We start from the raw sequence: 25,913 nt of genomic DNA, 5'->3' as shown, positions 1-25,913 counted from the left end.
ACCCGGGCTTGAGGCGCCAAGCTTCAGCGCACTTCGACCTCGGCGACGCGCACGGTTTCCTGGCCGCGCGCCAGCCGCAAGGTCGTCCATTCATCGTGTGCCTGGGGCGTGCCGAACCCGGTGGTAACACGCACCATCACCGTGGTGCCGGCCGACAGCACCTGCTGGCGGTGGCCGTAGAACTGCGCCTCTATGCCGTACTTGCCGGTTTTGGCGGTCTTTAGCGAAAACTCCTCCGGCCCGTAGCCGCCCCTGGCGTCGGGGCTCATCGCGCCGCCCTGATGGGTCAGCCGGTTGGCATAGCTGGCCCTTTCGCCGTTCGGGTCGCTCACCCACATGTCGATGTCGGTGTCGTCGCTGTCCCAGGCCATCACCACACGCAAGGCCAGCGGCAGGTTGCGGCGCAGGCGCGTGTCCACAAGGCTCATGTCCAGCGCCGGCTGGCCGCTGGCGGCAGGTTGGGCGGCAATCGCGTTGAGTTCGGCCAGCGCAATCATGTTGATGCCGGCGAAGCGGCCGTTCCAGGGCTGCGACACCACTTCCCACAAGGCGTTGACGGCGCGTTGCGGCTGGCCGCTCTCAGCCAGCGCCAGGCCCAGGTCGCGCCAGGACTGCGGCTCGTTGGGCGCCAGTTCGCTGATGCGTTCGAACACCGGCACGGCCAGGTCGTTGCGACGCGCCTGCACCAGGCGGTAGGCGTAAAGGCGCAGCAGCTGGCGGTTCTCCAGGTTCATTTCTGCCAGATTGGAGAGCACGCGCAGCCCCAGTTCGGGCAGGCCGCGGTCAAAGAACACGCCCGCTGCATCCATGTAGAAAGAGCTGCTGCTCAAGTAGGCGGTGCGCTCGTCCAGGTAGACGCGGTAGAGCTCGTCCTTGCCGGCATTCTGCAGGCGCTTCATGTAAGGCGCGTCGGGCACCCAGGCCTGCAGCGCGATGGTGGCTACGGGCGCTGCCGTAACCGCCTTGGCGCTGCGTTTGTCCATGACGTCGGAGCGTGCTTCGGCCATCACGGCGGGTGCGGCTGCGGGGGCTGCAGCGGCAGGGGCAGCAGGGGCGAAGGAAAGTGGTGCTGCGGGTGCGCCTTGGGCTTGCTCGCGTGAGCGCGCTGTGCCGGCCAGACTGCCCAGGCCGCCCTGGCTGATGTGCTTCTCGGCCTTGGGCTCCGCATGTTTGGGCGCTTCCTTTGGAAAGTCCCTGCCCCACCAGCGCTGCTTCTCGTCAAACTGCCTCACCATGGCCTCGATGTGCGCCTGCCGTGTCTGCGTAGCCTGTGCGAGTTGCTGTTGGCCCAGCCGCGCCACTTCATCCGCCAGCTCTGGCGGGGCAGGGAGGTTGTAGCGGGCATAGTCGGTGGCCAGCTCCAGCACGATCAGCGAGCTGTTGAGCCCCACGACGCCATGCACCGCGGCGATGCGCTGAAGTTCCGCGCTGTGCAGGCCGGCATTTTCAGCCAGCTCGGCGCTACGCCATTGGGCCCACTGCTGGCCCGGCCAGTGGCCGCTGACCGGCTTGGCGCTGACCTGCAGCGCCAGTGTGCGCTTGCGGCCATCCGGGTGCGCCAAGGTGATGTCGATACGGGCGGTGCTGTCCAGCAACTCGCCTGCCACCGAGACGCGGCCCTGGCTGATTCGTGTTGTCGGCGTCACCAGTTGCCGTGCGGACAGGCTGTCCAGCCGCTCAATACGCCAGCCGTGCATCAGCATGGCTTGCGCGCCCTCGTCGGGCGATTGCAGCGCGGCATCGACCAGCGCTCCGCCGGTGCGGTCGGCCAGCCTGGCCAGCCGCGCCATGTCGGCGGAGGCTGCGCCATTGATCACCATCACCGGTGCCGTGTGGGTGTAGCGAATGAGTTTTTTGCCGTCCGTCATCAGACCGTCCGTCACCATCAGTGTGGTGTCCACGTCGGCGGGAATGGGCAGGTCGTCAAAATTGCTGGAGCCGTCGAAGGGCTCTGCGCGCAATGCATCGGCCAGTTCACCGAAGTGGCCCGGCGTGACGGTGAAGCTGCGCACAGCCTCGGCCTTGTTACGCACCACGAGCAGGCTGAGCTTGACGGGCTTGCCCAGCTTGCGGAAGTAGGCCTCCAGCACCGGCAGCACCCGGGCCTGCGCGGCGGCCGAAGCCGATGCGTCCCACACCAGTGCGATGTGGGCCGGGGCAGGCCGCTTCACCGGCTCATCGCGCACGTCGAGCTGCCCGGCAAAGAACGGCTTGCCGCCGGTTTCGCCCACCATGACCTGCGGCTTGCCCGTACGGCGCAGCGCCAGCTGAAGCCAACCCGCAGGGCCCTGGGGCGCTTGCCAGTGCGTTTTTTGCAGGGCCAGTTCCGCGCCGGTAGCGCTGGCGTTCAGCTCGGTGCCGGCGGGCGCCTGCAGCAGTTCCACGTCCCGGTGGGCGGCGCCGTGGGCGCGCACCTTCACCTGCAACTGGCCCACGCTTGACGCGAACACCAGCGGCACCCTCAGTACACCCGCATCACGCTGGCGCGGCAGGGTCTCGTTGAATGTGATGAGCACGCGGCGCTCCCCCTGGGCCGGGATGGGATAAACGCGCAGCTTGTACTGGTTGCCGGCGGCGGCTTCCAGCAGGCCCGGGTCTACGCGCCGCCGGCGTATGTCTTCAAAGATCTCCTGCCCTTTGGCCTTGGGCACAGGCACTGCGTCGCGCAATTGGCCGTTGATATCCAGCGCGAAGCCGGTCACGACCTGGCCCTCCTGCAGCGGGAACTGCAGCTCGCCTTCGAGCACGCGGGGGTTGGGGTTGAAAAGGCGCAGCTCAACGCTGGTGCGGGCCTGGTCGCCGAAGAGGTCGACTTCGATGGAAACGGCCCGCAGCTGGATGGGCTGGCCCGCATGGTTCACGGCGATGACCGGCGGCCGCCAGTCGGGCGGCGGCGCGAATTTGCCATTGGAGACGGGTTGCGGCATCGGGCTGAGCGCCAGTGCCTGAACGCTGAAGCAGAGTACGGCGGTGGCCCGAAGGATGCGGATGGCGGTCAGCCGGGTGAATCCCGTGAAGCCGTGAAAACCGTTTGGCATGAAAACCCCTTTTGTTGTTGGCGATGCACCGTGAAACGGCGCGCGCAACACAAAGGGGTTAAATGGCGCGAAATATTTTTAAGGCACGCAGCGCGACTGCGCCGCGGCCACCACCAGGCCTTTTTCGTTTTCCACCCAGCCCACCACGCGCATCCGGTCCGGGTTGGCGCCCTCCGCAATGCTCATGGAGCGTGCATCAAAGAACCGGTTTTGCTCTGTTTTTGATAGCTGCTTGCGCCCGTTCCAATTGGTCTGGAGCACGTTTCGAATCAAATTCCGCTCGACCGGGGAGCCCTCGGTGCCGGCCGGCAAGGTTTCGACCAGCGCCAGCCAGGCTGTCCATTGCCGGCCCTTCGCGGCCGCGGGGACGGGCTTGAGCTCGATGGAGGCGCCCAGATAACCGCTCAGCGGCAGGCCATGCGCCACACGCAGGGTGGCGCCCTTGATGGCTTTGATGGGCGAGGTGTTGGCCAGGCTCTGCGCGGGCACGGCCTGGCGCAGCGCCTCCAGCCGTTGCCATCCTTCGCGTGCGGCGACGGCGGAGAGCGGCGCGTCGCTGCCCTTGTCGCCAGGAACTACCCAGTCCAATGCGACCTGGCCGGCCGCGGCTTGCGGGGTGGCCGGGTCGGCCCAGCAGGTGTCGCAGTTGGCGTTGATAAAACGTTCGAGCAGCATCACCGGCCGGCCCTGGCCGTCGCTGGAGCAGGACGACTGCGCACGCGCCATGCCGGTAAAACCGAGACCCGCTGCCAAAAGGCAGGCCGCCAGCCGAGTCGGCCCTGATGGGCCCAAACCTGTAGTCATGAAAACCCCAAATACGGCTATGTTCGCAGAAGCTGCGGCCGGGCGGGGATTTACGGGTTTCCCGGTCGCAGTCCGGCGCATACCGTTGGGTGACGGAAGAAACTGAACCATACAATTTCAAAAGAGGCAAAGTTGAACGCGCGGCGCGAGCGGTGTTACCCTGCGCGCAGTCTTTCACAATTGCAGCGGCGTGCCTGACATACCGTTGCGCGAACCCATAGCCAATGCCTGCCATGAACGAAATCCCCACTTCTGCTTCTACCGCCACCTGCGACGTCCTTATTGTGGGCGGCGGCCCGGCCGGCTCCACCATTGCAGCCTTGCTGGCTGCCCAGGGGCGTGACGTGGTGCTGCTCGAAAAAGCGCATCACCCGCGGTTCCACATCGGTGAGTCGCTGCTCCCCGCCAATGTCGAGCTTTTCGAACGCCTGGGGGTGCGCGACCAGGTTGACCGCATCGGCATGCCCAAATGGGGCATCGAGTTTGTTTCGCCCGAACACGCGCACTGCAGCTACATTGAATTCGCCGACGCCTGGGACAAATCAATGCCTTCGGCCTGGCAGGTGCGGCGCTCTGATCTCGACGAACTGCTGTTTCGCAACGCGGCGACGCGTGGGGCAAAAACGCTCGAAGGCTGCACCGTGCGCGATGTGGTGTTTGACGCGGAAGGCGCCACCGTGCAGGCGGAACTGGAGGGCGGCGCGAAGCGCAGCTGGCGGGCCCGTTTTGTGGTGGACGCTTCCGGACGCGACACGCTGCTGGCGAACAAGCTGCGCTCCAAAGCCAAGAGCAAGGAACACAACAGCACGGCGCTGTTTGGCCATTTCACCAATGTCGAGCGGCTGCAAGGCAAACGCGAAGGCAACATCAGCATCTGCTGGTTCCCCCACGGCTGGTTCTGGTTTATTCCGCTGGCCGACGGCACCACCAGCGTTGGCGCAGTGTGCTGGCCGTATTACCTGAAGTCGCGCGAAAAGCCGTTGCGCGAATTTTTCATGGACACCATCGCCCTGGCGCCGGAGCTGAAACGGCGCCTTGCCAATGCCACGCTGGTCGATGACGCGGTGCACGCCACCGGTAATTTTTCGTACAGCAGCACCCACGCCACCGGCGACCGCTACCTGATGCTGGGCGATGCGTTTACCTTCATCGACCCGATGTTCTCGTCAGGTGTTTACCTTGCGATGCACAGCGCTTTTGACGGCGCCGAACTGGTGGCAACAGCGCTTGACCAGCCGGCCGACCTGCCCGCCGTGCGCAAAAGCTTCGAGGCCATGATGCGCAAGGGCCCCAGCGAATATTCGTGGTTCATTTACCGCGTGACCAACCCGACCATCCGGCACATGTTCATGCACCCGGCCAACCCGTTGCGCGTCAAGGAAGCCCTGCTGTCGCTGCTGGCGGGCGACATTTTCGGCAAGACGCCTTTCTGGGGGCGGCTGCGCATGTTCAAGGCGATCTATTACGGTATTTCGCTGGCGAATTTCCGCCGTACCTGGGACGGCTGGAAGCGCCACCGCATGGCCATCCGCGACGTGGGAGCGCTCAAGGGTGAGACCATCCTGAAGACGGACGCGAGCTAGAGCCCCCACGGTCGCTCACTGCGTGTAGCCCCGAGGCCTTGCAGGCCGCGGCCCCGGCTGGTGAAGGGAAATCTGCCTCCGGCATACGGGGAGTATCCCGGCACCGTGCCGGAGCCGTTGATCTTTCTACAATGGGGGATGTTCCCAGAAGTCCCCAGCTCCCCTCTCCTGCAAAACCTCAATCCGGAGCAACTCGCAGCGGTCACGCTGCCCAATACGCATGCGCTGATCCTGGCTGGCGCCGGGTCCGGCAAGACGCGGGTGCTGACGACACGCATCGCCTGGCTGCTGCAAACCGGCCAGGTGTCGCCCGGCGGCATTCTGGCGGTGACGTTCACCAACAAGGCCGCCAAGGAAATGATGGCGCGCCTGTCGGCCATGCTGCCGGTGAATGTGCGTGGCATGTGGATTGGCACCTTCCACGGCCTGTGCAACCGGTTTTTGCGCGCGCACTACAAGCTGGCGAACCTGCCGCAAAGTTTTCAGATCCTCGATACGCAGGACCAGCTCTCGGCCATCAAGCGCCTGTGCAAACAGTTCAATGTGGACGACGAACGTTTTCCGCCCAAGCAACTGATGTGGTTTATTGCCGGCAACAAGGAAGACGGCCTGCGCGCCAAAGACGTGCAGGTGCGCGACGAAGAAGGCCGCAAGAAGGTCGAAATTTATGCTCTGTATGAAGAGCAGTGCCAGCGCGAAGGCGTGGTGGATTTCGGCGAGCTCATGCTGCGCAGCTACGAACTGCTGCGTGACAACGTCCCCGTGCGTGAGCACTATCAGCGGCGTTTTCGCCACATCCTGATCGACGAATTCCAGGACACCAACAAACTGCAGTACGCCTGGATCAAGATGCTGGCCGGGCAAGGGCCCGATGCGGCCCAAGGCACGGACGCCATGCCCGGTGGCTCGGTGGTGGCGGTGGGCGACGACGACCAGAGCATTTACGCTTTTCGCGGCGCGCGCGTGGGCAATATGGCCGACTTTGTGCGCGAGTTCGAAGTGACACACCAGATCAAGCTGGAGCGCAACTACCGCAGCTTCGGCAACATTCTCGATTCAGCCAACGAGCTGATCAGCCACAACAGCAAACGCCTGGGCAAAAACCTGCGCACCGAAGCAGGGCCGGGCGAACCGGTGCGTGTGTATGAATCCACCAGCGATTTTGCCGAGGCCCAGTGGTTTGTGGATGAAGTGAAGCAACTGGTGCGTGACGGCACCGAGCGCAAGGAGATCGCGCTGCTGTACCGCAGCAATGCGCAAAGCCGGGTGATGGAAACCGCGCTTTTCAATGCCGGGGTGCCTTACCGCGTCTATGGCGGCCTGCGCTTTTTCGAGCGCGCTGAAATCAAGCATGCACTCGCTTACCTGCGCCTGCTGGAGAACCCGCACGACGACACCAGCTTCATGCGTGTCGTCAATTTTCCGCCGCGCGGGATTGGCGCGCGCAGCATTGAGCAACTGCAGGATATTTCGCGCGCGGCCGGCTGTTCGCTGTACGACGGCGTGAGTGCCGTGCCGGGCAAGGCAGGCGCGAACCTCGGCGCCTTTGCCGCCAAAATCCAGGTGCTGAGCGAGCAGACCACGGGGCTGACGCTGCGGGAGATTATCGAGCTGGTGCTGCAGCACAGCGGCCTGGAAGAACACTACAAAACCGAAAAGGAAGGCCAGGACCGGCTGGAGAATCTGGCCGAACTGGTCAACGCTGCCGAATCTTTCGTCAGCCAGGAAGGCTTTGGCCGCGATGCAGTGGCGCTGCCGGTCGACGAGCTGGGCGCGCGGCTCACCCAGTCCCCAGCCAGCCAGGGGCTGGATGCGTCTGCGCCGCTGGTGAACGAGCCCTTGCCTGAGGCGCTGGCGCCCGACACTGAAACCGGCGAGACGTTGTCGCCCCTGGCGGCCTTCCTCACGCACGCCGCGCTGGAGTCGGGCGACAACCAGGCCCAGGCCGGACAGGATGCGGTGCAGCTCATGACCGTGCATTCGTCCAAGGGGCTGGAGTTTGACTGCGTGTTCATCACCGGCCTGGAAGACGGCATCTTTCCGCACGAGAACTCGATGAGCGACCGCGATGGCCTGGAAGAAGAACGCCGGCTGATGTATGTCGCGATCACGCGCGCGCGCAAGCGCCTGTATCTCAGCCATTCGCAAACCCGCATGCTGCACGGCCAGACGCGCTACAACCTCAAGAGCCGGTTTTTTGACGAGTTGCCGGAAGCCGCCCTCAAATGGATCACGCCGAAGAACCCCGGTTTTGCGTCGGGAGTGGGTTCCGGCGGATGGTCTGGTGCTAGCAATTCAGGAGCTGGTGGCGCACGTGGGGATTGGGCTAGCAGCGTTTTTTCTTCAAAAACTGGCGGCGCAGAGCGTTTTGCCAACCCTCCGGTGCCGCCTCAGAAGAATGCGCCTTCGCATGGGCTCAAAAGCGGCATGGAAGTGTTCCATGCCAAGTTCGGGGAAGGAAAAGTGCTGATGCTCGAGGGTAGCGGCGACGATGCACGCGCGCAGATCAACTTCACGCGGCACGGTGTGAAGTGGCTGGCCCTGAGCGTGGCCAAGCTGACGGTGGTGTAGTGGCCGCGCCGTTTGAGGCGTTTTGCTGAATTCAACCTGGCGGAAAAATAATGACAGAGACAAACACCGAAACCGGAATCGAGACCGGAAAAAATGAAGGCACTGAAAACCCTGAAAGCCCGTCAGCGATTTATGTTCCGCACCAGGAATTCCGCACCGGCCTGCCGCACGGCCGGTTCCGGGTCATCGTGAACCCGGAGCGTGCGCAAAAATACGTCAAGCACCGGCTCTTTGTGGTCGGCATTTCCTTGCCCCTCCTGGGCATCGGTGTGGTGCTTTCCATGTACGGCTACCTCTGGGTGGGCCTGCCGATGGTCGTCGTCGGCGTGTTGATGCACAGGGTTATCAAGGCACATGCGCCCAGGATTCTGCTGCACCTGGCGCTGAGCGACGCCAAGACCTACGAAGAGGCGATGGAGTACGAGATCCTGGAAGTGCGCCGCGCTACTTGAGCAACCTGCCGTCGCGGCCGATCACGGTCACTTCAACAAACTTCGAGCCGACACGGTTCTCCGGCGAAAAGCTTACCTTGAAACCTCCCGCGTCGTAGCTGTTCATCTTCTCCAGCTGGGTGATGATTTTCTGGCGTGTTGGATCGGCGCCGCTGCGGCGCATGGCTTCAACAAGAATCTTGGCTGCAATGAAGGACTCCATGCTGGCGTAGGAGACCACCTTGTCCGGCTGGTATTTGGCCATCAGGGTCTGGAACTCGCGCGCCACTGGCGCCAGGGTGGAATAAGGGTAGGGCATGACCTGGGAAATGCCGATGCCGCGGGCGTTGTCTTCCCCGGCGTTTTTCAGCAGTTCCTTGAAGTTCACCACCGAGATACTGAACAGGCGAGCCTTGCTGCCCTGCGCCCGCATTTTCTTGACGAACGCTGCGGAGGCGCGATTGACCGAAACCATGATGATGGCGTCCGCATTGGCCGGGGTGATGGCCGCGACCGCTGCATCGACTTCCTCGGGCTTGGTGCGGTCGTAGCTGCCTGTGGCCACGGCCGTCATGCCCAGTTTTTTCATCGCGCTTTCCGCACCGGCCAGGCCGCTTTTGCCGAAGGGGTCGTCCTGGTACATCACCGCGAAGCGGCGCAGGCCAATGGTGTACAGGTGTTCCACCATGCGGGCTGTTTCGTCGGCGTAGCTGGCACGGATGTGGAAAATCAGGGGGTTCACCGGGTCGCGCAACTCCTGGGCACCCGTGTAGGGCGCCAGCAGGGCGATACCCGCCTCTTCAAGCACCTTGTTCTTGTTCAGGGCCAGCACGTTGCCGGTTCCGACAAAGCCGAAGAGGGCCAAAGGCTTTTCCTCGGCCAGCAGCTGGCGTGTCAGGGCAAGGGTCTGGTCCGGCTTGTAGCTGTCATCCTTGAGGGCCACGCGTATCTTGCGGCCATAAATTCCGCCGTTGTCGTTGACATAGGCGAAATATGCAGCGCCGCCGGCCACGTATTCGTTACCGGTTCCGGCGATGGTGCCTGTCAGCGGCGCCACCTGGCCGATCACCAGATCTTCGCGTCCCGGCGCTGCGTAGCCGGAAAGAGCCACCGACAGCAGGGCGGCGAATCCCACGGCTTTCGCCATGAGACGAATTTTTTTTGTTTCCATCAGTTTTTCCCGTTAGTTAAAATTAATTACTTGTTCTGCATTGCAGAACCGTTTATCCGTTTATTAGGTAGATTTTGAAACATTAAGATACAGTTCTGGTAGTGGATTTCCCTTGGGTTGTGGTTTCAATGGTGACGAAATGCCACAATCGCCGAACTTTTTATTCTGCACTGCAGAACTTGCCATGTCTCAATCTCCTGTTTCCAGCGGATCGGCTTCCGGAGCGGTCAGCCCTGTTCATGCCAAGGAAGATCGGCACTTTGTGACGGCGTTGGCACGCGGCCTGGATGTGCTCAGCGCTTTTCGCTCACGAGACCGGTCCTTGGGCAACACGGAACTGGCACGCCGCTGCGGCCTGCCCAAGTCAACGATTTCGCGATTGACCTACACACTGACCAAGCATGGCTACCTCGAGCATGCGCAGGACGCCAGCGGTCGCGCGGGGTATCGGCTGGGGAGTGCGGTACTGGCGCTGGGCAGCGCCATGCTGGCGCGCATGGACATGCGGCAGCTCGCCAGGCCGTTGATGCAGGATCTCGCCGACAGTTCGCAGGCCATGGTATCGCTGGGGATACGCGATCGCCTGAGCATGATTTATGTGGAAAACTGCAGAAGCGAATCTGCGCTTACGCTCAGCCTGGACGTGGGTTCACGCATTCCACTGGCCAGCACTGCGATGGGGCGGGCCTACCTGTGCGGCTGTTCGGATAAGGAGCGTGAGACCCTGCTTGAGCGTATTCGGGTCCAGGACGAGGAAGCGTGGCCTAAAACCCGCGAGGTGATGGCGCTGGCGCTGGCGCATTACCGCGATCACGGCTGCTGCGCGTCTTTTGGGGATTGGCAGAAGGACGTTAACGCTATCGCTGCTGCATTCCGGCCACCGGGTAGGCGCTCCGTTATGGTGGTGAGCTGCGGCGGCCCGGGGTTCAATCTTTCGCCGCATTTCCTGACGACGCAGGTGCAGCCGCAACTGGTGGCATTGGTCAGACGGCTGCAAAACGCATCCGGCGATGCCTTATAGCCAGCGCGGGTGAGGCCGGGTCAGTAGGTCATTTTTCCGCTGCCGTCCTTGATCCCTTTCCTGCCTGCAATTTGCCAGGAGGTACGCTGATCGATCAGGCCGGCGAGGAATTCCAGTTCCTCGTCACTGTGGTTGATCGCGTTGGCGGGGGTGAGACGGTGGCCGTTTTTGGGCTCCACTTCGCCCCAGAATGACTGGTGGTAACTTGACTGTGACACGGTTTTTTCCCCGTTCGACTCCATGTCAACCGTACCGTAGCAGTTGCAGAAATAGCTGCGGTCTCCCTGGTCGGCGAAGACCTCGGCATAGACGCCGGTGCCACGTATGCCGGCCGTCAGCGTGGGCAGGACAATGGAACGGCTGCTGCCCTTGCCCCAGACGCTGACCACGGCGCCCGTGAGCAGGCGCAGAAGGCTCACGGTATTGAGCGAGTTGCCGCGTTCCACCTTCATCATGGAGTTCTCGCGCACCTGGAATGCCGAGTTGCCGATGACAAACATCAGGTTGGAACCCGGGCCCGTCTGGATCTGGTCGCCAGTGAGAATGGTTTGGCCGGTCTGCAGCCGGGTGCCGTTGAGCAGGGCATCGCCCCGGAGTTCGACGATGTTGCTTCGCTGCTGGGCCATGGCGGCCGGCAGTCCCCCCATCGCTACCCAGGCGGCTGCTGCCTTGAGCGTGTCACGCCGTTGAAACCACAAAATTTCCTGTTCGGTACGGCCTTGCAGCTGGTGCTGGGTCATGAAGAATCTCCTGGGGTAGCGGGGTCGTTGTTGGTGTTTTCCGGGTTATGGGCGCCGTCCGGCGAGTCACCGGGTAGCGTGGCCACGAAGCTATCACGAAACGTGAAGTAAATCGAGGTGGAAAACATGGCTGCGATGAGCAAGCCCAGGGGCATCATTGCCGCGGCCGCGAATTCAGCGCTGCCTGTCAGGCCGGCAAGCACGCTCAGCACGATGACCAGGCCCATGGATACGCCGAGCCAGCCCAGCCCGAACATCAGGAAGGCCCCCGCGTTGCGAACGCAGGCGACAACGCTGAAAAAGAGGCTTTTGACCGGGGAAATGCCGTGCCAGTGAACCAGGGCGGGTGCATGCCAGAACAGCAGCAGCACAGGCAGGTACAGCAGCAGGGACACCGACATGTTCTTGGCCATGGCCAGCTGGAACTGCGGCGTCATCATCGCCTCGCGGCTCGCGTCGGCGGCAACCGGGGGGTCCACCAGCATCGGCACGATCCAGTTGATCAGCACGCAGAACGCCGCATAGATCGCGCCCAGGACAAGCATCGCGCCCAAACGCTCGCGTCCCGCGCGAAAAGCGCTGAGGAGCACCGTGGGCATGGGAAATTTTCCCTTCACGGCTTCCTGTGTGGCGGCCATCAGGCCCAGCATGGCAGCGGGAACAATCATCAGCGCCAGGATCAGTCCGAAAAACGGCAGCAAGGAAAGCACCGTGACTGCGGCCAGGTACAGGAAAAACAGGCCCGACATGGCCAGTGGCTGCTGCATGAAAGTCTTGATGCCCAACCTGACCCAGGTCATGCCGGTGCTTGCGGGAACAATATTAAGTTTCATGGTCTTCAGCGGGAAATGGGCCGGACGAGACCGGGATATTGCAGGAGGGCAGTTTGCCTGAAAGCAGCGACGCCTGGCGCTGGCCCTCAAACAGGCCTTGGCCGAAGGGTCATCAGGCCCGCGGGTGGCTTGGGCTAGAGGACGTAAGGGTGCGTGAGCCGCTCGCGCAGGACACGCTCGAAATGGCTGGGGTCGTGCGGCTTGAGCACTGCAGCTTCACGGGGCAAATGCAAGTCCCACAGCCGCGACAGCCAAAAGCGCAGGGCTCCCGCGCGCTGCATGGCCGGCAGGAGCCTGCGCTCCTGCGGCGTCAGGCGCCGCACGCTTTCGTAAGCCTTCATGAAGGCCGCCGAACGGGCTTCGTCCTGTACGCCGGTTTCCAGGTCTATGCACCAATCGTTGAGGCATACACCGATGTCGAACAGGAAGGTGTCGCAGCCGGCGAAGTAAAAATCAAAAAAACCGGTGAGCCGGCCGTCTTCGAACATCACGTTGTCGCGAAAGAGGTCGGCGTGTATGGCGCCGCGCGGCAGGCTGCCAAAGGCGGATGAAGCCGCTACATGGTTCTGGTAGGCCAGCTCGCCCAAAATAAGGCTGCGCTGCTCGGGTGTTATGTAGGGCAGCACGACTGGAACGGTCTCGTTCCACCAGGCCAGGCCCCGCAGGTTGGGCTGGCGCCGCGGGTATTCGAGGCCTGCGAGGTGCATGCGCGCCAGTGTTTCCCCGACACCGGCGCAGTGACCGGCGGTGGGCGCCAGCTCACTGTGGCCGCGCAGCTTGTTGACGACGGAGGCCGGTTTGTCCTTCAGGCGGTGAAGAATGTTCCCTTTGGGGTCGGCTGCCGGATCAGGCACCGGAATACCGTGCGCCGCCAGGTGCTTCATCAGGTGCAGGTAAAACGGCAGTTGCTCGAATGTCAGGCGCTCAAACAGGGTCAGTACATACTGGCCCTGGTCGGTGTCCACAAAGTAGTTGGTGTTTTCGATGCCGCCTGCGGCACCTTTGATATTTTGCAGCTGCCCCCGATTCAGGGCGTTCAAGAACGCTGCAGCCTCGTCAAACGAGACTTCGGTATATACGGCCATGCCTGAAACTGGATCCTGGAGTTCTTGGAGTTCTTGGAGTACGTGGAGCTGCGAAAATCAGAACTTCAGCACGTTCCAGACGCGTGAGCCGTTCGTGTCGTTGTTGGTCGACGCGGGGGCGGTGCCCCGGGCGCCTTCCGCGGGCTTGATTTCGTAAGCTGCACCGCCGACTTTGGGCTGAACCAGGATTTGCTGCGTTTCGCCGCCCACACGAAGTTCGTCGATCCGGCTGCCCGCGTCTTCAGTGCGAATGCGCTGGATTGCCTTGTCCGGCCGGCCTGCAGGGGCCGGGGCCTCCGCGGTCACTGGCGGCACTGCGTTTTGTGCAGGCGCTTGAGCCATGGCCGCAGCCAGCGGCAGCACCGCAAACGCGGCGGCAAGAAGAGGGCGGAGAGCGTGGTTCATGCCTGCATTGTAGGCCGCGGGGCCCGGCCGACAAGCCCGGTATGTCGTAATAAGGGAGCTGCGGCTGTAGGCGGAAAGCTTCCCCACAGGCCAGCGCCGGGCGCTATCGGCGCCGCGGGCGGCAGCTGGCCGATATCCCCGACAATCGGCTGCATGAGTACCGACAAAAAAACACTGCTGCTGGTGGACGGCTCCAGCTACCTGTACCGCGCCTTCCATGCCATGCCCGACCTGAGGGCCAACCCGGGCGACCCGGCCAGTCCGGCGACCGGCGCCATACGCGGCATGGTCAACATGATGCAAAAGCTGCGCAAGGACGTGCGCGCTGACTTCGCTGCCTGCGTGTTCGATGCCAAAGGGCCGACCTTTCGCGATGCGCTGTACCCTGAATACAAGGCCCAGCGCTCACCCATGCCCGACGACCTGCGTAGCCAGGTCGAGCCCATCCACGAGGTGGTTCGGCTGTTGGGCTGGAAGGTATTGGATGTTCCGGGCGTAGAGGCTGACGACGTGATCGGCACGCTGGCCTGCATTGCTTCAAAGCAGGGTATCGAAGTCATCATCTCCAGCGGCGACAAGGATTTGAGCCAGCTGGTCGACGAAAACATCACCGTCATCGACACCATGAACGACCGCCGGCGCGACCTGGCCGGCGTCGAGGCCGAATTCGGCGTGCCACCGCGGCTCATGGTGGACTACCAGGCCCTGGTCGGCGATGCGGTCGACAACGTGCCCGGCGTGCCCAAGGTCGGCCCCAAGACCGCCGTGAAATGGCTGCTCGAATACGGCTCGCTCGATGCACTGGTGGCCCGTGCCGGCGAGATCAAGGGCGTGGTGGGTGAGAACCTGCGCCAATCGCTGGAGTGGTTGCCCAAGGGCCGGGAGCTGCTGACCATCAAGAAAGATTGCGAGCTGGACGGCTATATAGACGGCCTGCCCGCCCTGGATGCCATCACTATCGGCGGCCAGCAGACGGAAGCCCTGAAAGCCTTTTATGAAAAGTACGGCTTCAAAGGCCTGGTCAAGCAGATCGAAATCGAAAGCACGCCGCCGGAATTGATTGGCGGACCTGAAGGCAGGCACAAGCCCGCGCCCGCCGGCGGTTCAGGCGGCCGTTCGGATTCGCCGGGCCTGTTTGACGAAGCGCCGCTGACCGACACGCCGCCGGCCGAACGTGCCAGCAACCTGAGCTACGACACGGTGCTCACCTGGGAGGCGTTCGACCGCTGGCTCGTCAAAATCGAAGCGGCTGAACTGGTCGCGCTGGACACCGAAACCACCTCGCTCGACGAAATGCTGGCCGAAATCGTCGGCCTGAGTTTCAGCGTCACGCCCGGCGAAGCGGCCTACATTCCGCTCACGCACGACTATCCTGATGCACCCACCCAACTGCCGCGCGACGAAGTGCTGACGCGCCTGAAGCCCTGGCTGGAAAACCCGGGTAAAGCCAAGCTGGGCCAGCACGTCAAATACGACCGCCACGTGTTCGCCAACCACGGCATCGAGGTGCAGGGCTATGCGCACGACACCATGCTGCAAAGCTATGTGCTGGAAGTGACCAAGCCGCATGGCCTGGCCAGCCTGGCCGAGCGGCATGTGGGCCGCAGCGGCATCAACTACGAAGATCTGTGCGGCAAAGGCGCGCACCAGATCAAGTTCAACCAGGTCGACATCGCGAAAGCTGCCGAATATTCGTGCGAAGACTCTGACCAGACGCTGGACGTGCACCGCGTACTGTGGCCGCAGCTGGAGGCCAACGAGAAGCTGCGCTTTATCTATGAGCTGGAAATGCAGAGCAGCGAAACGCTGTACCGCATTGAACGCAACGGCGTGATGATCGACGCACCCACGCTGGCCGCGCAGAGTCACGAGCTGGGCCAGCGCATCATTCAGCTGGAAGCCGAGGCCTACGAGATCGCCGGCCAGCCCTTCAACCTGGGCAGTCCCAAGCAGCTCGGCGAGATTTTCTTCGACAAGCTTGGCATGCCGGTCATCAAGAAGACCCCTAGCGGCGCGCGTAGCACCGACGAGGAAGTGCTCGAAAAACTGGCTGAAGACTACCCGTTGCCGGCCAAGCTGCTTGAGCACCGCTCGCTGAGCAAGCTCAAGGGCACCTACACCGACAAGCTCGCGCAACTGGCGTTGCCTCGCACGGGCCGCGTGCACACGCACTATGCGCAGGCCGTCGCGGTCACGGGGCGGCTTTCCAGCAACGACCCCAACCTGCAGAACATCCCGATACGCACGGTGGAGGGCCGGCGTGTGCGCGAAGCCTTCGTAGCGCCTGCGGGCAGCGTGATTGCCAGTGCCGATTACTCACAGATCGAGCTGCGCATCATGGCGCACATCAGCGGGGACGAGGCGCTGCTCAGTGCCTTTACCAACGGCCTCGACGTGCACCGTGCCACGGCGGCAGAGGTGTTCGGCGTGGCGGTTGATCAGGTCAGTAGCGAACAGCGCCGCTATGCCAAGGTCATCAACTTCGGCCTGATTTACGGCATGAGCAGCTTTGGCCTGGCACGCAACCTTGGCATCGAAACCAAGGCTGCAGCAGCCTACATCGACAAATACTTCCAGCGCTACCCGGGTGTCAAGAATTACATGGACCAGACCGTGGTGTTCGCCCAGGAAAATCACTTCGTGGAGACCGTCTTCGGCCGGCGCCTTTACCTGTCGGAAATCAACGGCGGCAACGGGCCGCGCAAGAAGGCCGCCGAACGCCAGGCCATCAACGCGCCTATGCAGGGCACGGCGGCCGACCTGATCAAGCTCAGCATGAACAAGGTGCAGCAGGTGCTTGACGAAGAAAAGCGCGCCACCAAGATGATCATGCAGGTGCACGATGAACTGGTGTTTGAAGTGCCGGAGGCGGAGGTCGAGTGGCTGCGTACCGAAATCCCGCGCCTGATGGCCAGCGTGGCTGAACTGAAAGTACCTTTGCTGGCGGAGATCGGCGTGGGGCCCAACTGGGACAAGGCGCACTGATCAGTTAATGCGGCGATGTGTCGCCGTCCGCTGGTTTGCGCGCGGTGACCATGTAGTAGCCAAGCCCCGGCAGCCACAGGCCCAGCAGGAAGGCCGCATAGGACGCCACGATGTGGCCGCGGCGCAGCGGTGACAGGCGGAAACGGGCCCGCCAGAGTTCACGCAGTGCAAAGCGTGTGGCAAACAGCGGAATTTGCAATGCACTCGGCGCCAGGCGCAGGCTGATGTCCTGAAACCGGATGTCGGTGAATCCGTGGCTGGCAAGCGCGGCGTGCAGCGCCTGTTTCTCCGCCAGTTCATTGACCGCCCAGTGATGGCACCAAAGCCTGTAAATCCGCTCCATGAATCCTGGCAGGGGTTTGTTGTTGCGCCGCAAGGCATCGGCAATCACCAACGTGCCGCCGGGCCGCAGCAGGCGTGCGGCCTCGCGCACCAGTGCGCGCTTGTCGGCCCCTGGTGCGTGGCAGGCACTTTCAAGCGCGTAGACACCGTCGTACGCACCCGTGCGCAAGCCGGTATCTACATAGTCGGCCAGGTGAAAGCGGACCTGGTTGGGCAAGGCCGCGGCCTGGTTGAGTTGGGCACCCTGGACAATTTGCTGCGCCACCAGTGTGACGGCGTCCACCGTGCTGTGCTTGCGGCTCTGGACGATGGACCGCGCTGTGGCGCCAGCGCCGCAGCCCAGGTCCGCAAGCAGGACGGCGCCACTGTCTGGCAATGCCAGCCGCTGAAGCACCTCCTGGTTCATGCGCTCCAGCATGGCTTCGCGGCTTTGGGGGTTGACCTTCCAGGTCCAGTAACCGAAGTGCATATTCATGCCGGGGCTCCAGGCCCGGTAGTCCTCGGCCACGGCGTTGTAGTAGGACCTGATGTCCGCCAGCCGTGCTTCGCCTCCTTTGGATTGCGGGGTGATGACGCGGGGCGTGGCAGGTGTTGCGGTGATCATTTCTGTTCTCCGTTCATGAACCTCTTCAGGCGGGCCAGCCGGCCGTGGAGGATGCATCGGACACAGCCGATTCGGCGGGCCTGGCGATGCGGGCACCTTGCACATGGGCAGCGAGCTCTTTCGCCGCCAGCCATTGCCGCACTTGCATCCACACATTGCGCGAAATGATTGCGACGGTGACAAACACGCCCGCCAGCACCAGCCACAGCGAACGCCGCACGGTGTCGATGACGCTGCTGCGGTCATTGAATTCGCCGAAGGTCAGCATCAGCAGCAAGGTGCCGGACACCGCCAGCAGGTAGGCGCAGCGTATCCAGAACTCGGCCCCGCCGTCGGCGTCGCACAGCATGCGCAGCACTTTGTAGAGGATGGGCTTGAGGTAAGTGATCGCAACGACCGGGCCGACCAGCGCGATCAGCAGGGAGACAAAAAACAGGTTGGCACTCATGATGATTTCCTTTCGTTTGCTCGGATGGTTGGGTGAGTGGTGATGGAACGGCTTAGCGTGAGCAGCTTCCGGCGTCGCAGCGCGCCAGGACCGAGCGCTCGGCCGCGCGCCGCACAGCGCCTTCAAACAGCAGGCGAACGAAGCCGCGCGGGATGCGGTGGCGGTTGCGTGCCAGCACCGGGTAGCCCCATTCGGCCAGCGGGCGCAGCACGGGCATGCGCATGGCCGAGCTGACCCAGCCCAGGCCGACGGCTTCGTAAGCCAGCCGGAACACCTCGACGCCCTTGAGCACGCGGCCGTCCGCAGTGCGTGCATGGATGAGGTCCAGCAGGTCTTGCATCGTGGCGCCGGCAGGCACATCGGCGAAGTCCGGCGCCGAGACATCGGCAAAGCGCAGATGGCCTTCGGTGTCGCGCAGCATGAGGTTGCTCATTTCTGCATTGCAGAGCGGGCAGGCGGATTCGTAGAACAGGGTCAGCGGATAAATCGTGGGATCCAGCCCGGCCTTGAAGCTGTCGTAACGGGTGTTGCCCAGGTCGGGAACGCTGCGGGTGGTTATGCGGGCGCTTGTCATATTTCTCTCCTTTAGAAATTTCAGTACAAACAGAAATAAATAGTCAAAAAAATGGCCAAAGCTGGCCAGGTCCTCTAAATCAAAAAGTGGGCGGTAAAAGTTCGGAGGGGTCCATGAGTTTCGCGTCGCTGTCGCCCCGCACGAACTTCTGCACGCTGGCGCCCATGCGCAGCACTTTCTCCAGCGTGGTGGGTGACAGCCGCAGCATCTCGTCGGCCCACGAGCCCAGGGATTCCATCAGGCGCAGCGTTTCCCGCACCCGGTCCTGGGCATCGGCGGACTCGGCCTCAAAGCCGTCTTCCTTCACCAGCTCGCGCAGCATGCGCACGGTCGGGTCAAACTCGCGCTCCTTGCGCTCGCGCACCACGGTGCGAAAGAGTTCCCAGACGTCGAGCGAGGTTTCGTAATAGTCGCGCCTGTCGCCCAGCACATGGGTCGCACGGATCAGGTTCCAGTTCAGCAGTTCCTTGAGGCTGTTGCTGACATTGGAGCGCGCCACTTCCAGCGTATCGGCGATGTCTTCGGCATGCAGCGGGCGGCCGTGGAAGAAAAGCAGGGCGTGGATTTGTGAAACGGTGCGGTTCACGCCCCAGGCGGTGCCCATTTCTCCCCAGTGGACGACGAATTTGCGGGCGACGGGGCTGAGTTCCATAGTTCTGAATATACGCCATCTGAAATTTCTGTCAATACAGAAATAAAAGATTCTGAAAAGAAACAACAGCAAAGGCCCAAGCCCGAGAATACGGCGCATGACAGACATCAAGACCTACGGCATGTCCGAGCGGGCCGACCACCTCGACTTCGACATCCGGTCCCAGCTGGTGCGGCCGCCGCTGGTACGCCCGCACCGGCACGAGTATTTCCAGATCCAGATCAGCCTGCAGGGCGACACCGAACAGAATGTGGCCGGCACGGTGCGGCCCTTCCGGCGCGGCTATTTGAGTTTTATCCTGCCTTACCGCGTGCATGTGATCCCGCATCCCGAGGGTTCGCGCTACGTCATCATCAACATGTCGCAGCAGTTCCTGCGCCCCGGCCTCGATGTGGACCCGCTGGACCTTGAGGACGTGCCGCTGACCCGCGCGCCCGAACTCGCCCCCTTTCTCTTCCAGGAACACACCGACTTTTATTTTTCAAAGACGGAGTTACCCGAAGTCGAGGCACTGCTCGAAAAACTCGCGTTTGAAAACGCCAATCGCCGCTTCGGCTCCATCGAGATGATCCGCGGCCTGATGCTGCAGCTGATCGGCATGGTCTGCCGCAAGTACGAAGCCGACCTGCTGCGTTTTTCGGCCAGCCAGGCGCAGCAGGGCAGCCGGCGTGCCAGCCTGCAGCGCGCGGTGCGCTACATCCGCGAGCACCTGGCCGGCGAGGTCACGCTGGCCGACGCGGCAGCGGCCGCTTTCCTCTCGCCCAACTACCTTGCGCATCTGCTGAAGAAAGAAACCGGCAAGACTTTCACTGACCTGGTGACCGAACGGCGCCTGGAGTTTGCGCAGGAACAACTGGCGCACAGCAGCCAGCGCATCGCCAGCATCGCCTATGCCTCGGGCTTTGCCGATGAGGCCTACTTCGCGCGGCGCTTCCGCCAGCGTTTCGGCCAGACCCCCAAGGCTTTTCGCGACTCGGTACGCGCCAAAATTTCCGGTTCAACCTGAAACCCAGTTACTGCTGCAGCGCAGCGGCGTTGCATTGAATCGTCCGGTAAATGCGTAATTGCGTCCTCCTGCGCGCGGCCTGTGAACCCTAAGCTCGATAGCTGGAGAAAAACACCCGACAACAAGCTCCAGCTTTCAACAATCCCAGGAGACACACATGACACAACCAGACATGAGCAAACGCGGAATTCTGCAAACAGGCGCCCTGATGGCGACAGGCGCCGTCGTCGGCTGCGCCACGCCGGGCACGGCGGCCAATGCGCCGGCCACGCCTTTTACGGTGGCCGAGACCTACATCCCCATTGCGGGCAGCGCCGAGATGTTTCCGGTGCGTCGCATTTACTGCATAGGCCGCAACTACGCAGCACATGCGATCGAGATGGGCTCCGACCCGAGCCGCGAGCCGCCATTCTTTTTCCAGAAGCCGACGGATGCGATTCAGGTGGTGCCGCCCGGCAAGGTTGCAGACCACCCGTACCCCACACTGACCAAAAACTACCACTATGAAGTCGAACTCGTGGCGGCGCTGGCCAAGGGCGGGCGCAACATCCCGATGAGCGAGGCGCTGGATCGTGTTTACGGTTACGCGCTCGGCCTGGACATGACGCGCCGCGACCTGCAGCGCGGCATGGGCGACCAGAAAAAGCCCTGGGAAATCGGCAAGAGCTTTGACCGCTCTGCTCCCATCGGCCCCATCCACAAGGTTGCGCAGACCGGCCACTACACCAAAGGCGCGATCTGGCTCAAGGTCAACGGCCAGGTCAAGCAGCAGGCCACGCTGAACCACATGATCTGGTCGGTGGCCGAGCAGATCTCCAAACTGTCCGAAGCGTTTGAGCTCTTTCCCGGCGACATCATTTACTCGGGTACGCCTGAAAACGTCGGCCCGGTGGTCAAGGGCGATGTCATCGAATGCCATATCGACGGCCTGCCGGAGCTCAGCGTCAAGATTGTTTAAGGGAAGGCGGCTGACGGGGAGGGGCGGGGCAAGGGAAAACACCCGTGTCATCGCCCCTCGGTGGCAAGAACTTTCGGGGCCGCATAGACTCCGACAGCTTGCCTTCTTTCGCCTTTCGCCCTCCAACAACTCACTTAGGAAACCGCCATGCTTGAACACGACCAGAAGAAAGACTTCGACGCCCTGCTGCCCGGGCGGTCCACCGAAGCCGGCGCCAGTCGCCGCACTGCGCTCAAAACGGCCCTGGGGGTTGGGTATGCCGCCACCGCCATGCCCATCATGGCGCAGACAGCCATCAAAACTTCCTCAGAAGGCCTGAAGACCGGCGAAACCACCTATGAAGTCAATGGCTTCAAGGTGCCCGCTTTCTTTGCGGCGCCCGCCGGCAAGACCAACCTGCCGGTGGTGCTTGTGATCCAGGAAATTTTTGGCGTGCACGAATACATCGCCGACACGGCCCGGCGCTTTGCCAAGGCCGGCTATCTGGCGATTGCCCCCGAGCTCTATGCGCGTCAGGGCGACCCCAGCAAGTACAACGAAATGGCCAAGCTCATGGCCGAAGTGGTGTCCAAAGTGCCTGACGAACAGGTCATGGCCGACCTTGACGGCGCCGTGAAGTGGGCAGCCGCTAACGGTGGCAATGCCAAAAAGGTGGGCATCACCGGTTTTTGCTGGGGTGGCCGCATCACCTGGCTGTATGCCGAACAAAGCAGGAACGTCAAAGCCGGCGTGGCCTGGTACGGCCGCCTGGTCGGCCAGCCATCAGCGCCGACGCCCAAGCACCCGCTGGACCTGGCAGCCAACCTCAAGGCGCCCGTACTGGGTCTCTACGGCGGGCAGGACGGCGGCATCCCGCTGACCACCGTCAACCAGATGAAGGACGCGCTGGCCGAAGCCGGCGCCAAAGGCAACAAGGCAGCCGCAGCTTCCGAGTTTGTGGTCTATCCGCAAGCTCCCCATGCCTTTCATGCCGACTACCGCCCGAGCTACCGCAAGGATGCGGCAGATGACGGCTTCAAGCGCGCCCTGGAATGGTTTAAATCCCACGGCGTGAATTAAAAAGCACCCCCGTCCAGGCTCACTGCGTGTAGCCTGTTCCCCCCTCAAGGGGGCGGCGCCTGGGGCCGGCGAAGCCGGACCCTCGGCCCCCACTGGCGAAATATCCCGCTGCATACGCCCCCGAATCTTCAACCCAGCATGAGCCATGGAACCTGCTTTGCCGGTGGGCGCAGGCGGGCCGCCCCTTTGGGGGAGCGTGGGGCTAACCCCTTGACAGTCACGATAAGATAAAAGAAACCCCGGCCGCAGGCATTGGATGCCGCGCCGGGGTTTGTCGTCTGGGGTAACCTCCACGGATGTTATTGAATGATTTTGGGCTTCAGCCCAATAAATACGAGCGCAAGCAGCTATGACTTTGATAGCAATTTTGGTGGGAACCCTGGCTGCAGGGATTGGCAGCGTGTGGCTGGCGGCGCTGCTCAGCTTTGGCGTGCTGGCCCGGTACACCCAGCACATGCTCAGCCTGGCGGCCGGCGCGCTACTGGCCACGGCCTTCATGCATTTGCTGCCCGAGGCTTTTGAAAGCCAGGCCGGGGCCAAGGAACTGTTTGCCACCTTGCTGGTCGGGCTGGTGTTTTTCTTCCTGCTCGACAAGGCCGAGCTGTGGCATCACGGCCATGAGCACCATGGCGGCGAACACCATGGCCCCGAGGTGGCGGCGCATGCGCAGCATGACCATACAGAGCACGTCCATGCCGCGCACAGCCACCACGGCCACCACAGCCATACGCATGGCGAAGCCAAAAGCGGCAGCTGGGCCGTGCTGGCCGGCGACAGCGTGCACGCTTTCGGCGATGGCATCCTGATCGCGTCGGCCTTCATGGCCGATTTGCGGCTGGGCGTGGTCGCCGCACTGGCGGTGCTGGTGCATGAAGTGCCTCACCACATGGGCGACCTGGTGGTGCTGCGCCAGACCTCCAACAACCGCCGCGCCGCTTTCATCAAGGTGTCGCTTGCCGGTGCCGTCACCGCGCTGGGTGGCGTGGTGGGCTACGCGCTGGTTGACCAGCTGTACGACTACCTGCCGTTTTTCCTGATCATGGCGTCCAGCAGCTTCATTTACGTCGCGCTGGCCGACCTGATTCCCCAGTTGCAAAAACGCGTCACCGCCCGGGAAACCATGGCGCAAATCGCCTGGCTGGGTATCGGCATCGGCCTGGTCACGCTGATCAGCGGGATGGCGCACCACCACTGAGCGGCAAGGCGCAACTGCAGTTGCGGCTGCTGTCAGACGGCGCCTGACAGGTACAAGGCCTGGCGACCTATAGGCGGGTTTCGGGCGGAGCGGGAAGATAAGGCCAAGCATCCTTTTGATGCTCCGTTGCGTTGTGCAAAACACTGTGCAAAAGGCAGGCCCGCCATGAACTTCCATTCAGACTCCACCACGGTTTCCAGCGCTTTCCGCCCTTCGGCCTACGATGTCAGCGGCGAGTGGGCTCAAGAAACGCCACAACGCAAGCCGCGAAGTTTTCACCGCCCGCGCGCAGCCGCGTACATCGCTTTTTTTATCACCGTTTTCGCCAGCATGGCAGCCGCTGCTGCGCTGGCGACGCATGACATACCGCTCATGGTGGTGGGCCTGTGACGGGCGGAACGCGCAAGCGGCCGGGCAATGAAGAGCCCGAACCGACGTCGGAGGCCGACTTGCCGTCCGACGGCCGGGACGAAAAAGGTGAAGCGATGATCCGCGACTTGCCCAGGCGGGTGGAGCCGCCGCAGTCTCTGCAGGCGCCTGGCAGGGGCCCAGCGACGCCGGAAAAGGAAAGCAGGAAGTAGCCATGGCCACCAACCCGAACGTTCCGCCACCCGAGCCCCTGCCGCCCCTGGACACCCCGCCGGACCCGGGTGAAGTGCAGACCACCCCCATGCCAATGACGCTGAAATAGGCGAAAACAGCTCCGCAAGAGATGTTGACGGATCTGGGCGGTAGCTGCCCCCGCCTGGAGCTTGCAAGGGCCATCAAGCCTGGATATGGTCGGAGGATTTTCATCTCCGGGAGACACCATGGCCGACGTAATGAATGTGCGCTGCTGCATCGCAGGCGGCGGCCCGGCCGGCATGATGCTGAGTCTTTTGCTGGCACGCGCCGGGGTGCAGGTGCTTGTGCTGGAAAAGCACGCTGACTTCCTGCGTGACTTTCGCGGCGACACCGTGCATCCCTCCACCCTTGAAGTGATTCACGAACTGGGCCTGCTGGAGAAATTCCTGGCGCGCCCGCACGACGAAGTAAGCGAGTTGCGCGCCGTGGTCGGCAACACCGAGCTCGTGCTGGCCAGCTTCAGGCATTTGCGCCTGCGCTGCAAATTCATCGCGATGATGCCCCAATGGGAGTTCCTGGATTTTGTGCGCGATGAAGCGGAGCTGTATCCCGGTTTTCGCCTGATCCAGAACGCCGAAGTGACCAGTGTGATCCAGCAGGGCGGTGCGGTGACGGGCGTGGAGGTCGCCACGCCCGGGGGCGCCTTGCAGGTGATGGCGGACCTCGTGATCGGCGCCGATGGCAGGCGGTCCACGGTGCGCAGTTCGGCGGGGCTGGTCGTGCGCGATCTGGGGGCGCCTATTGATGTGCTGTGGATGCGCCTGCCCAGGATGCCGGGCGATCCTTCCACGACGGGTGGGCGCATTACCAACGGCATCTTCCTCGCCATGATTGACCGCCGTACCTACTGGCAGTGCGCCTATGTGATTCCCAAGGGCGGCATCGAGGCTGTTCGCTCGCAGGGGCTGGAGGCTTTCCGAACAGACGTGGTGAAAGTGGCGCCACTCTTTGCCGACCGTATCGCCACCCTGGCCAGTTGGGACGACATCAAGCTGCTGAGTGTCACGGTCGACCGGCTGGAGCACTGGTACAAGCCGGGCCTGCTGTGCATCGGCGACGCCGCACATGCCATGTCGCCTGTGGGTGGCGTGGGCATCAACCTGGCGGTGCAGGATGCCGTGGCGGCGGCCAATATTCTGGCTGCACCCCTGGCAAACTCGCAGCTGGACCGCGCCGCGCTGACACCCTTTCTGGCGCAGGTGCAAAAACGCCGGCTGTTTCCCACACGCGTCACGCAGGCGGTGCAGGTCGCCATCCAGAACCGCCTGCTCAGCCCGGTACTGGCGGCGCGGGGGCGCGACGGCCCGCCCATGGCGCTGCCCTGGCCGCTGAAGCTGATGCGGCGCTGGCCCCTGCTGCAGGCGCTGCCGGCCTATGCGGTCGGCGTGGGCGTGCGGCCTGAGCACGTGCGCTCGCCTGCCCAGCCGGTGACTGCTGATACCGGCTGAATGGTCGTAAGTGCTATTGATTTAATAGCTGCTTGCGGCGCTTCCATAAGGGTGAGCGGCCATTTTGTTTCTATTTTTGAGGATTTTCAGGGTCCGGACTGACCTGCATCGGCTTTCTTTTTCAGGGGGACTTAAGCGCTGGCGTCCGCAGGAAAAAGGCGAAATGAAGACGGTCTGTAGGTTTGTTCCTACGCAATCCACAGGCATTGCCTACATTCCCCGGCCGCAACGATGCCTACAGTGAATAAGGCAGGCACAGGTGCGTAGCAGGTGTGCAAGCGCCGCAAACCACCCCAACCCCCAATCCCATTCAACAGTTTGCACCTCGCAACGGCT

At 62.8% G+C, this 25,913-nt stretch carries 22 protein-coding genes; 11 read left to right on the top strand and 11 right to left on the bottom strand.

What is annotated here, in order from left to right:
• Window positions 1-23: 23 nt before the first annotated feature.
• Together AC1DYR_RS03950 and AC1DYR_RS03945 are read right to left on the bottom strand one after the other, a co-directional pair.
• A complete protein-coding gene (locus AC1DYR_RS03950; RefSeq protein ID WP_477703928.1) occupies window positions 24-3,038 on the bottom strand; it encodes a VIT domain-containing protein in 3,015 nt (1,004 codons plus the stop codon).
• Window positions 3,039-3,116: 78 nt separating this feature from the next.
• Window positions 3,117-3,842 (bottom strand): hypothetical protein, encoded by a 726-nt coding sequence (locus AC1DYR_RS03945; RefSeq protein WP_477703927.1) that lies wholly within the window; start codon window positions 3,840-3,842, stop codon window positions 3,117-3,119.
• 233 nt (window positions 3,843-4,075) lie between these two features.
• Here AC1DYR_RS03945 and AC1DYR_RS03940 point away from each other — a divergent pair, with 233 nt between their 5' ends.
• The 3 genes from AC1DYR_RS03940 (at window position 4,076) to AC1DYR_RS03930 (ending at window position 8,448) form a co-directional block, all read left to right on the top strand.
• Window positions 4,076-5,425, top strand: a complete 1,350-nt coding sequence (locus AC1DYR_RS03940; RefSeq protein WP_477703926.1) for an NAD(P)/FAD-dependent oxidoreductase — start codon at window positions 4,076-4,078, stop codon at window positions 5,423-5,425.
• A 138-nt stretch (window positions 5,426-5,563) separates the two neighbouring features.
• Entirely contained in the window at window positions 5,564-7,996 is a 2,433-nt protein-coding gene (locus AC1DYR_RS03935) for a UvrD-helicase domain-containing protein (protein WP_477703925.1), read from the top strand.
• A 50-nt stretch (window positions 7,997-8,046) separates the two neighbouring features.
• A complete protein-coding gene (locus tag AC1DYR_RS03930) occupies window positions 8,047-8,448 on the top strand; it encodes a hypothetical protein (RefSeq protein WP_477703924.1) in 402 nt (133 codons plus the stop codon).
• Here AC1DYR_RS03930 and AC1DYR_RS03925 read toward each other — a convergent pair.
• Window positions 8,441-9,598 carry an ABC transporter substrate-binding protein gene (locus AC1DYR_RS03925; protein ID WP_477703923.1) on the bottom strand — a complete coding sequence of 386 codons (1,158 nt, stop codon included), beginning with the start codon at window positions 9,596-9,598 and terminating at the stop codon, window positions 8,441-8,443. The two genes, AC1DYR_RS03930 and AC1DYR_RS03925, sit on opposite strands and share 8 nt — an antisense overlap.
• A 184-nt stretch (window positions 9,599-9,782) precedes the next feature.
• Between AC1DYR_RS03925 and AC1DYR_RS03920 the strand changes: the two genes are divergently transcribed.
• Complete coding sequence (locus tag AC1DYR_RS03920) at window positions 9,783-10,619, top strand: IclR family transcriptional regulator (protein WP_477703922.1); 837 nt, start codon at window positions 9,783-9,785, stop codon at window positions 10,617-10,619.
• Window positions 10,620-10,639: 20 nt separating this feature from the next.
• Here the strand turns inward: AC1DYR_RS03920 and AC1DYR_RS03915 are convergent, their stop codons facing one another.
• The 4 genes from AC1DYR_RS03915 to AC1DYR_RS03900 form a co-directional block, all read right to left on the bottom strand.
• A complete protein-coding gene (locus AC1DYR_RS03915) occupies window positions 10,640-11,359 on the bottom strand; it encodes a FecR family protein (RefSeq protein WP_477703921.1) in 720 nt (239 codons plus the stop codon).
• Complete coding sequence (locus AC1DYR_RS03910; RefSeq protein WP_477703920.1) at window positions 11,356-12,192, bottom strand: BPSS1780 family membrane protein; 837 nt, start codon at window positions 12,190-12,192, stop codon at window positions 11,356-11,358. Before AC1DYR_RS03910 ends, AC1DYR_RS03915 begins: the two co-directional genes overlap by 4 nt.
• Before the next feature lie 134 nt (window positions 12,193-12,326).
• Window positions 12,327-13,277: a homoserine kinase gene (locus AC1DYR_RS03905; protein ID WP_477703919.1), complete on the bottom strand. Its 951-nt coding sequence runs from the start codon at window positions 13,275-13,277 to the stop codon at window positions 12,327-12,329.
• Between the two features lie 57 nt (window positions 13,278-13,334).
• Window positions 13,335-13,682, bottom strand: a complete 348-nt coding sequence (locus tag AC1DYR_RS03900; protein ID WP_477703918.1) for a hypothetical protein — start codon at window positions 13,680-13,682, stop codon at window positions 13,335-13,337.
• Window positions 13,683-13,835: 153 nt separating this feature from the next.
• On the opposite strand from AC1DYR_RS03900, the gene polA reads away from it, so the two are divergent.
• A complete protein-coding gene (gene polA / locus AC1DYR_RS03895) occupies window positions 13,836-16,667 on the top strand; it encodes a DNA polymerase I (RefSeq protein ID WP_477703917.1) in 2,832 nt (943 codons plus the stop codon).
• 4 nt (window positions 16,668-16,671) lie between these two features.
• Here polA and AC1DYR_RS03890 read toward each other — a convergent pair whose 3' ends face one another.
• From AC1DYR_RS03890 to AC1DYR_RS03875, 4 genes are all read right to left on the bottom strand, one after another.
• The gene (locus tag AC1DYR_RS03890; RefSeq protein ID WP_477703916.1) at window positions 16,672-17,613 is read right to left on the bottom strand and encodes an SAM-dependent methyltransferase; all 942 of its coding nucleotides are present in this window, start codon (window positions 17,611-17,613) and stop codon (window positions 16,672-16,674) included.
• A gap of 25 nt (window positions 17,614-17,638) precedes the next feature.
• Complete coding sequence (locus AC1DYR_RS03885) at window positions 17,639-18,061, bottom strand: hypothetical protein (protein WP_477703915.1); 423 nt, start codon at window positions 18,059-18,061, stop codon at window positions 17,639-17,641.
• Window positions 18,062-18,113: 52 nt separating this feature from the next.
• Window positions 18,114-18,635, bottom strand: a complete 522-nt coding sequence (locus AC1DYR_RS03880) for a thiol-disulfide oxidoreductase DCC family protein (RefSeq protein ID WP_477703914.1) — start codon at window positions 18,633-18,635, stop codon at window positions 18,114-18,116.
• 79 nt (window positions 18,636-18,714) lie between these two features.
• Complete coding sequence (locus AC1DYR_RS03875; protein WP_477703913.1) at window positions 18,715-19,287, bottom strand: GbsR/MarR family transcriptional regulator; 573 nt, start codon at window positions 19,285-19,287, stop codon at window positions 18,715-18,717.
• A 97-nt stretch (window positions 19,288-19,384) separates the two neighbouring features.
• Between AC1DYR_RS03875 and AC1DYR_RS03870 the strand changes: the two genes are divergently transcribed.
• The 6 genes from AC1DYR_RS03870 (at window position 19,385) to AC1DYR_RS03845 (ending at window position 25,577) form a co-directional block, all read left to right on the top strand.
• Complete coding sequence (locus AC1DYR_RS03870) at window positions 19,385-20,293, top strand: helix-turn-helix transcriptional regulator (protein ID WP_477703912.1); 909 nt, start codon at window positions 19,385-19,387, stop codon at window positions 20,291-20,293.
• A gap of 157 nt (window positions 20,294-20,450) precedes the next feature.
• On the top strand, window positions 20,451-21,251 hold the full coding sequence (locus AC1DYR_RS03865) for a fumarylacetoacetate hydrolase family protein (RefSeq protein WP_477703911.1): 801 nt from the start codon (window positions 20,451-20,453) through the stop codon (window positions 21,249-21,251).
• A gap of 147 nt (window positions 21,252-21,398) precedes the next feature.
• Window positions 21,399-22,310: a dienelactone hydrolase family protein gene (locus AC1DYR_RS03860; protein ID WP_477703910.1), complete on the top strand. Its 912-nt coding sequence runs from the start codon at window positions 21,399-21,401 to the stop codon at window positions 22,308-22,310.
• A gap of 349 nt (window positions 22,311-22,659) precedes the next feature.
• Window positions 22,660-23,505, top strand: coding sequence for a ZIP family metal transporter (locus AC1DYR_RS03855; RefSeq protein ID WP_477703909.1), 846 nt, complete (start codon window positions 22,660-22,662; stop codon window positions 23,503-23,505).
• A gap of 165 nt (window positions 23,506-23,670) precedes the next feature.
• Window positions 23,671-23,895, top strand: a complete 225-nt coding sequence (locus AC1DYR_RS03850; protein WP_477703908.1) for a hypothetical protein — start codon at window positions 23,671-23,673, stop codon at window positions 23,893-23,895.
• 419 nt (window positions 23,896-24,314) lie between these two features.
• A complete protein-coding gene (locus AC1DYR_RS03845; protein WP_477703907.1) occupies window positions 24,315-25,577 on the top strand; it encodes an FAD-dependent oxidoreductase in 1,263 nt (420 codons plus the stop codon).
• The last annotated feature ends 336 nt before the right edge of the window (window positions 25,578-25,913 follow it).

It is taken from the genome of Polaromonas sp. P1_F9, assembly GCF_056405615.1.
Note: the sequence above shows the minus strand (reverse complement) of the source record. Positions and strands in the feature narration are given on the sequence as shown.

Bases quoted from the DNA above. Each gene is read 5' to 3' on its own strand.
- AC1DYR_RS03950 (WP_477703928.1), bottom strand. From the start codon at position 3,038: ATGCCAAACGGTTTTCACGGCTTCACGGGATTCACCCGGCTGACCGCC.
- AC1DYR_RS03945 (WP_477703927.1), bottom strand. From the start codon at position 3,842: ATGACTACAGGTTTGGGCCCATCAGGGCCGACTCGGCTGGCGGCCTGC.
- AC1DYR_RS03940 (WP_477703926.1), top strand. From the start codon at position 4,076: ATGAACGAAATCCCCACTTCTGCTTCTACCGCCACCTGCGACGTCCTT.
- AC1DYR_RS03935 (WP_477703925.1), top strand. From the start codon at position 5,564: ATGTTCCCAGAAGTCCCCAGCTCCCCTCTCCTGCAAAACCTCAATCCG.
- AC1DYR_RS03930 (WP_477703924.1), top strand. From the start codon at position 8,047: ATGACAGAGACAAACACCGAAACCGGAATCGAGACCGGAAAAAATGAA.
- AC1DYR_RS03925 (WP_477703923.1), bottom strand. From the start codon at position 9,598: ATGGAAACAAAAAAAATTCGTCTCATGGCGAAAGCCGTGGGATTCGCC.
- AC1DYR_RS03920 (WP_477703922.1), top strand. From the start codon at position 9,783: ATGTCTCAATCTCCTGTTTCCAGCGGATCGGCTTCCGGAGCGGTCAGC.
- AC1DYR_RS03915 (WP_477703921.1), bottom strand. From the start codon at position 11,359: ATGACCCAGCACCAGCTGCAAGGCCGTACCGAACAGGAAATTTTGTGG.
- AC1DYR_RS03910 (WP_477703920.1), bottom strand. From the start codon at position 12,192: ATGAAACTTAATATTGTTCCCGCAAGCACCGGCATGACCTGGGTCAGG.
- AC1DYR_RS03905 (WP_477703919.1), bottom strand. From the start codon at position 13,277: ATGGCCGTATATACCGAAGTCTCGTTTGACGAGGCTGCAGCGTTCTTG.
- AC1DYR_RS03900 (WP_477703918.1), bottom strand. From the start codon at position 13,682: ATGAACCACGCTCTCCGCCCTCTTCTTGCCGCCGCGTTTGCGGTGCTG.
- polA (WP_477703917.1), top strand. From the start codon at position 13,836: ATGAGTACCGACAAAAAAACACTGCTGCTGGTGGACGGCTCCAGCTAC.
- AC1DYR_RS03890 (WP_477703916.1), bottom strand. From the start codon at position 17,613: ATGATCACCGCAACACCTGCCACGCCCCGCGTCATCACCCCGCAATCC.
- AC1DYR_RS03885 (WP_477703915.1), bottom strand. From the start codon at position 18,061: ATGAGTGCCAACCTGTTTTTTGTCTCCCTGCTGATCGCGCTGGTCGGC.
- AC1DYR_RS03880 (WP_477703914.1), bottom strand. From the start codon at position 18,635: ATGACAAGCGCCCGCATAACCACCCGCAGCGTTCCCGACCTGGGCAAC.
- AC1DYR_RS03875 (WP_477703913.1), bottom strand. From the start codon at position 19,287: ATGGAACTCAGCCCCGTCGCCCGCAAATTCGTCGTCCACTGGGGAGAA.
- AC1DYR_RS03870 (WP_477703912.1), top strand. From the start codon at position 19,385: ATGACAGACATCAAGACCTACGGCATGTCCGAGCGGGCCGACCACCTC.
- AC1DYR_RS03865 (WP_477703911.1), top strand. From the start codon at position 20,451: ATGACACAACCAGACATGAGCAAACGCGGAATTCTGCAAACAGGCGCC.
- AC1DYR_RS03860 (WP_477703910.1), top strand. From the start codon at position 21,399: ATGCTTGAACACGACCAGAAGAAAGACTTCGACGCCCTGCTGCCCGGG.
- AC1DYR_RS03855 (WP_477703909.1), top strand. From the start codon at position 22,660: ATGACTTTGATAGCAATTTTGGTGGGAACCCTGGCTGCAGGGATTGGC.
- AC1DYR_RS03850 (WP_477703908.1), top strand. From the start codon at position 23,671: ATGAACTTCCATTCAGACTCCACCACGGTTTCCAGCGCTTTCCGCCCT.
- AC1DYR_RS03845 (WP_477703907.1), top strand. From the start codon at position 24,315: ATGGCCGACGTAATGAATGTGCGCTGCTGCATCGCAGGCGGCGGCCCG.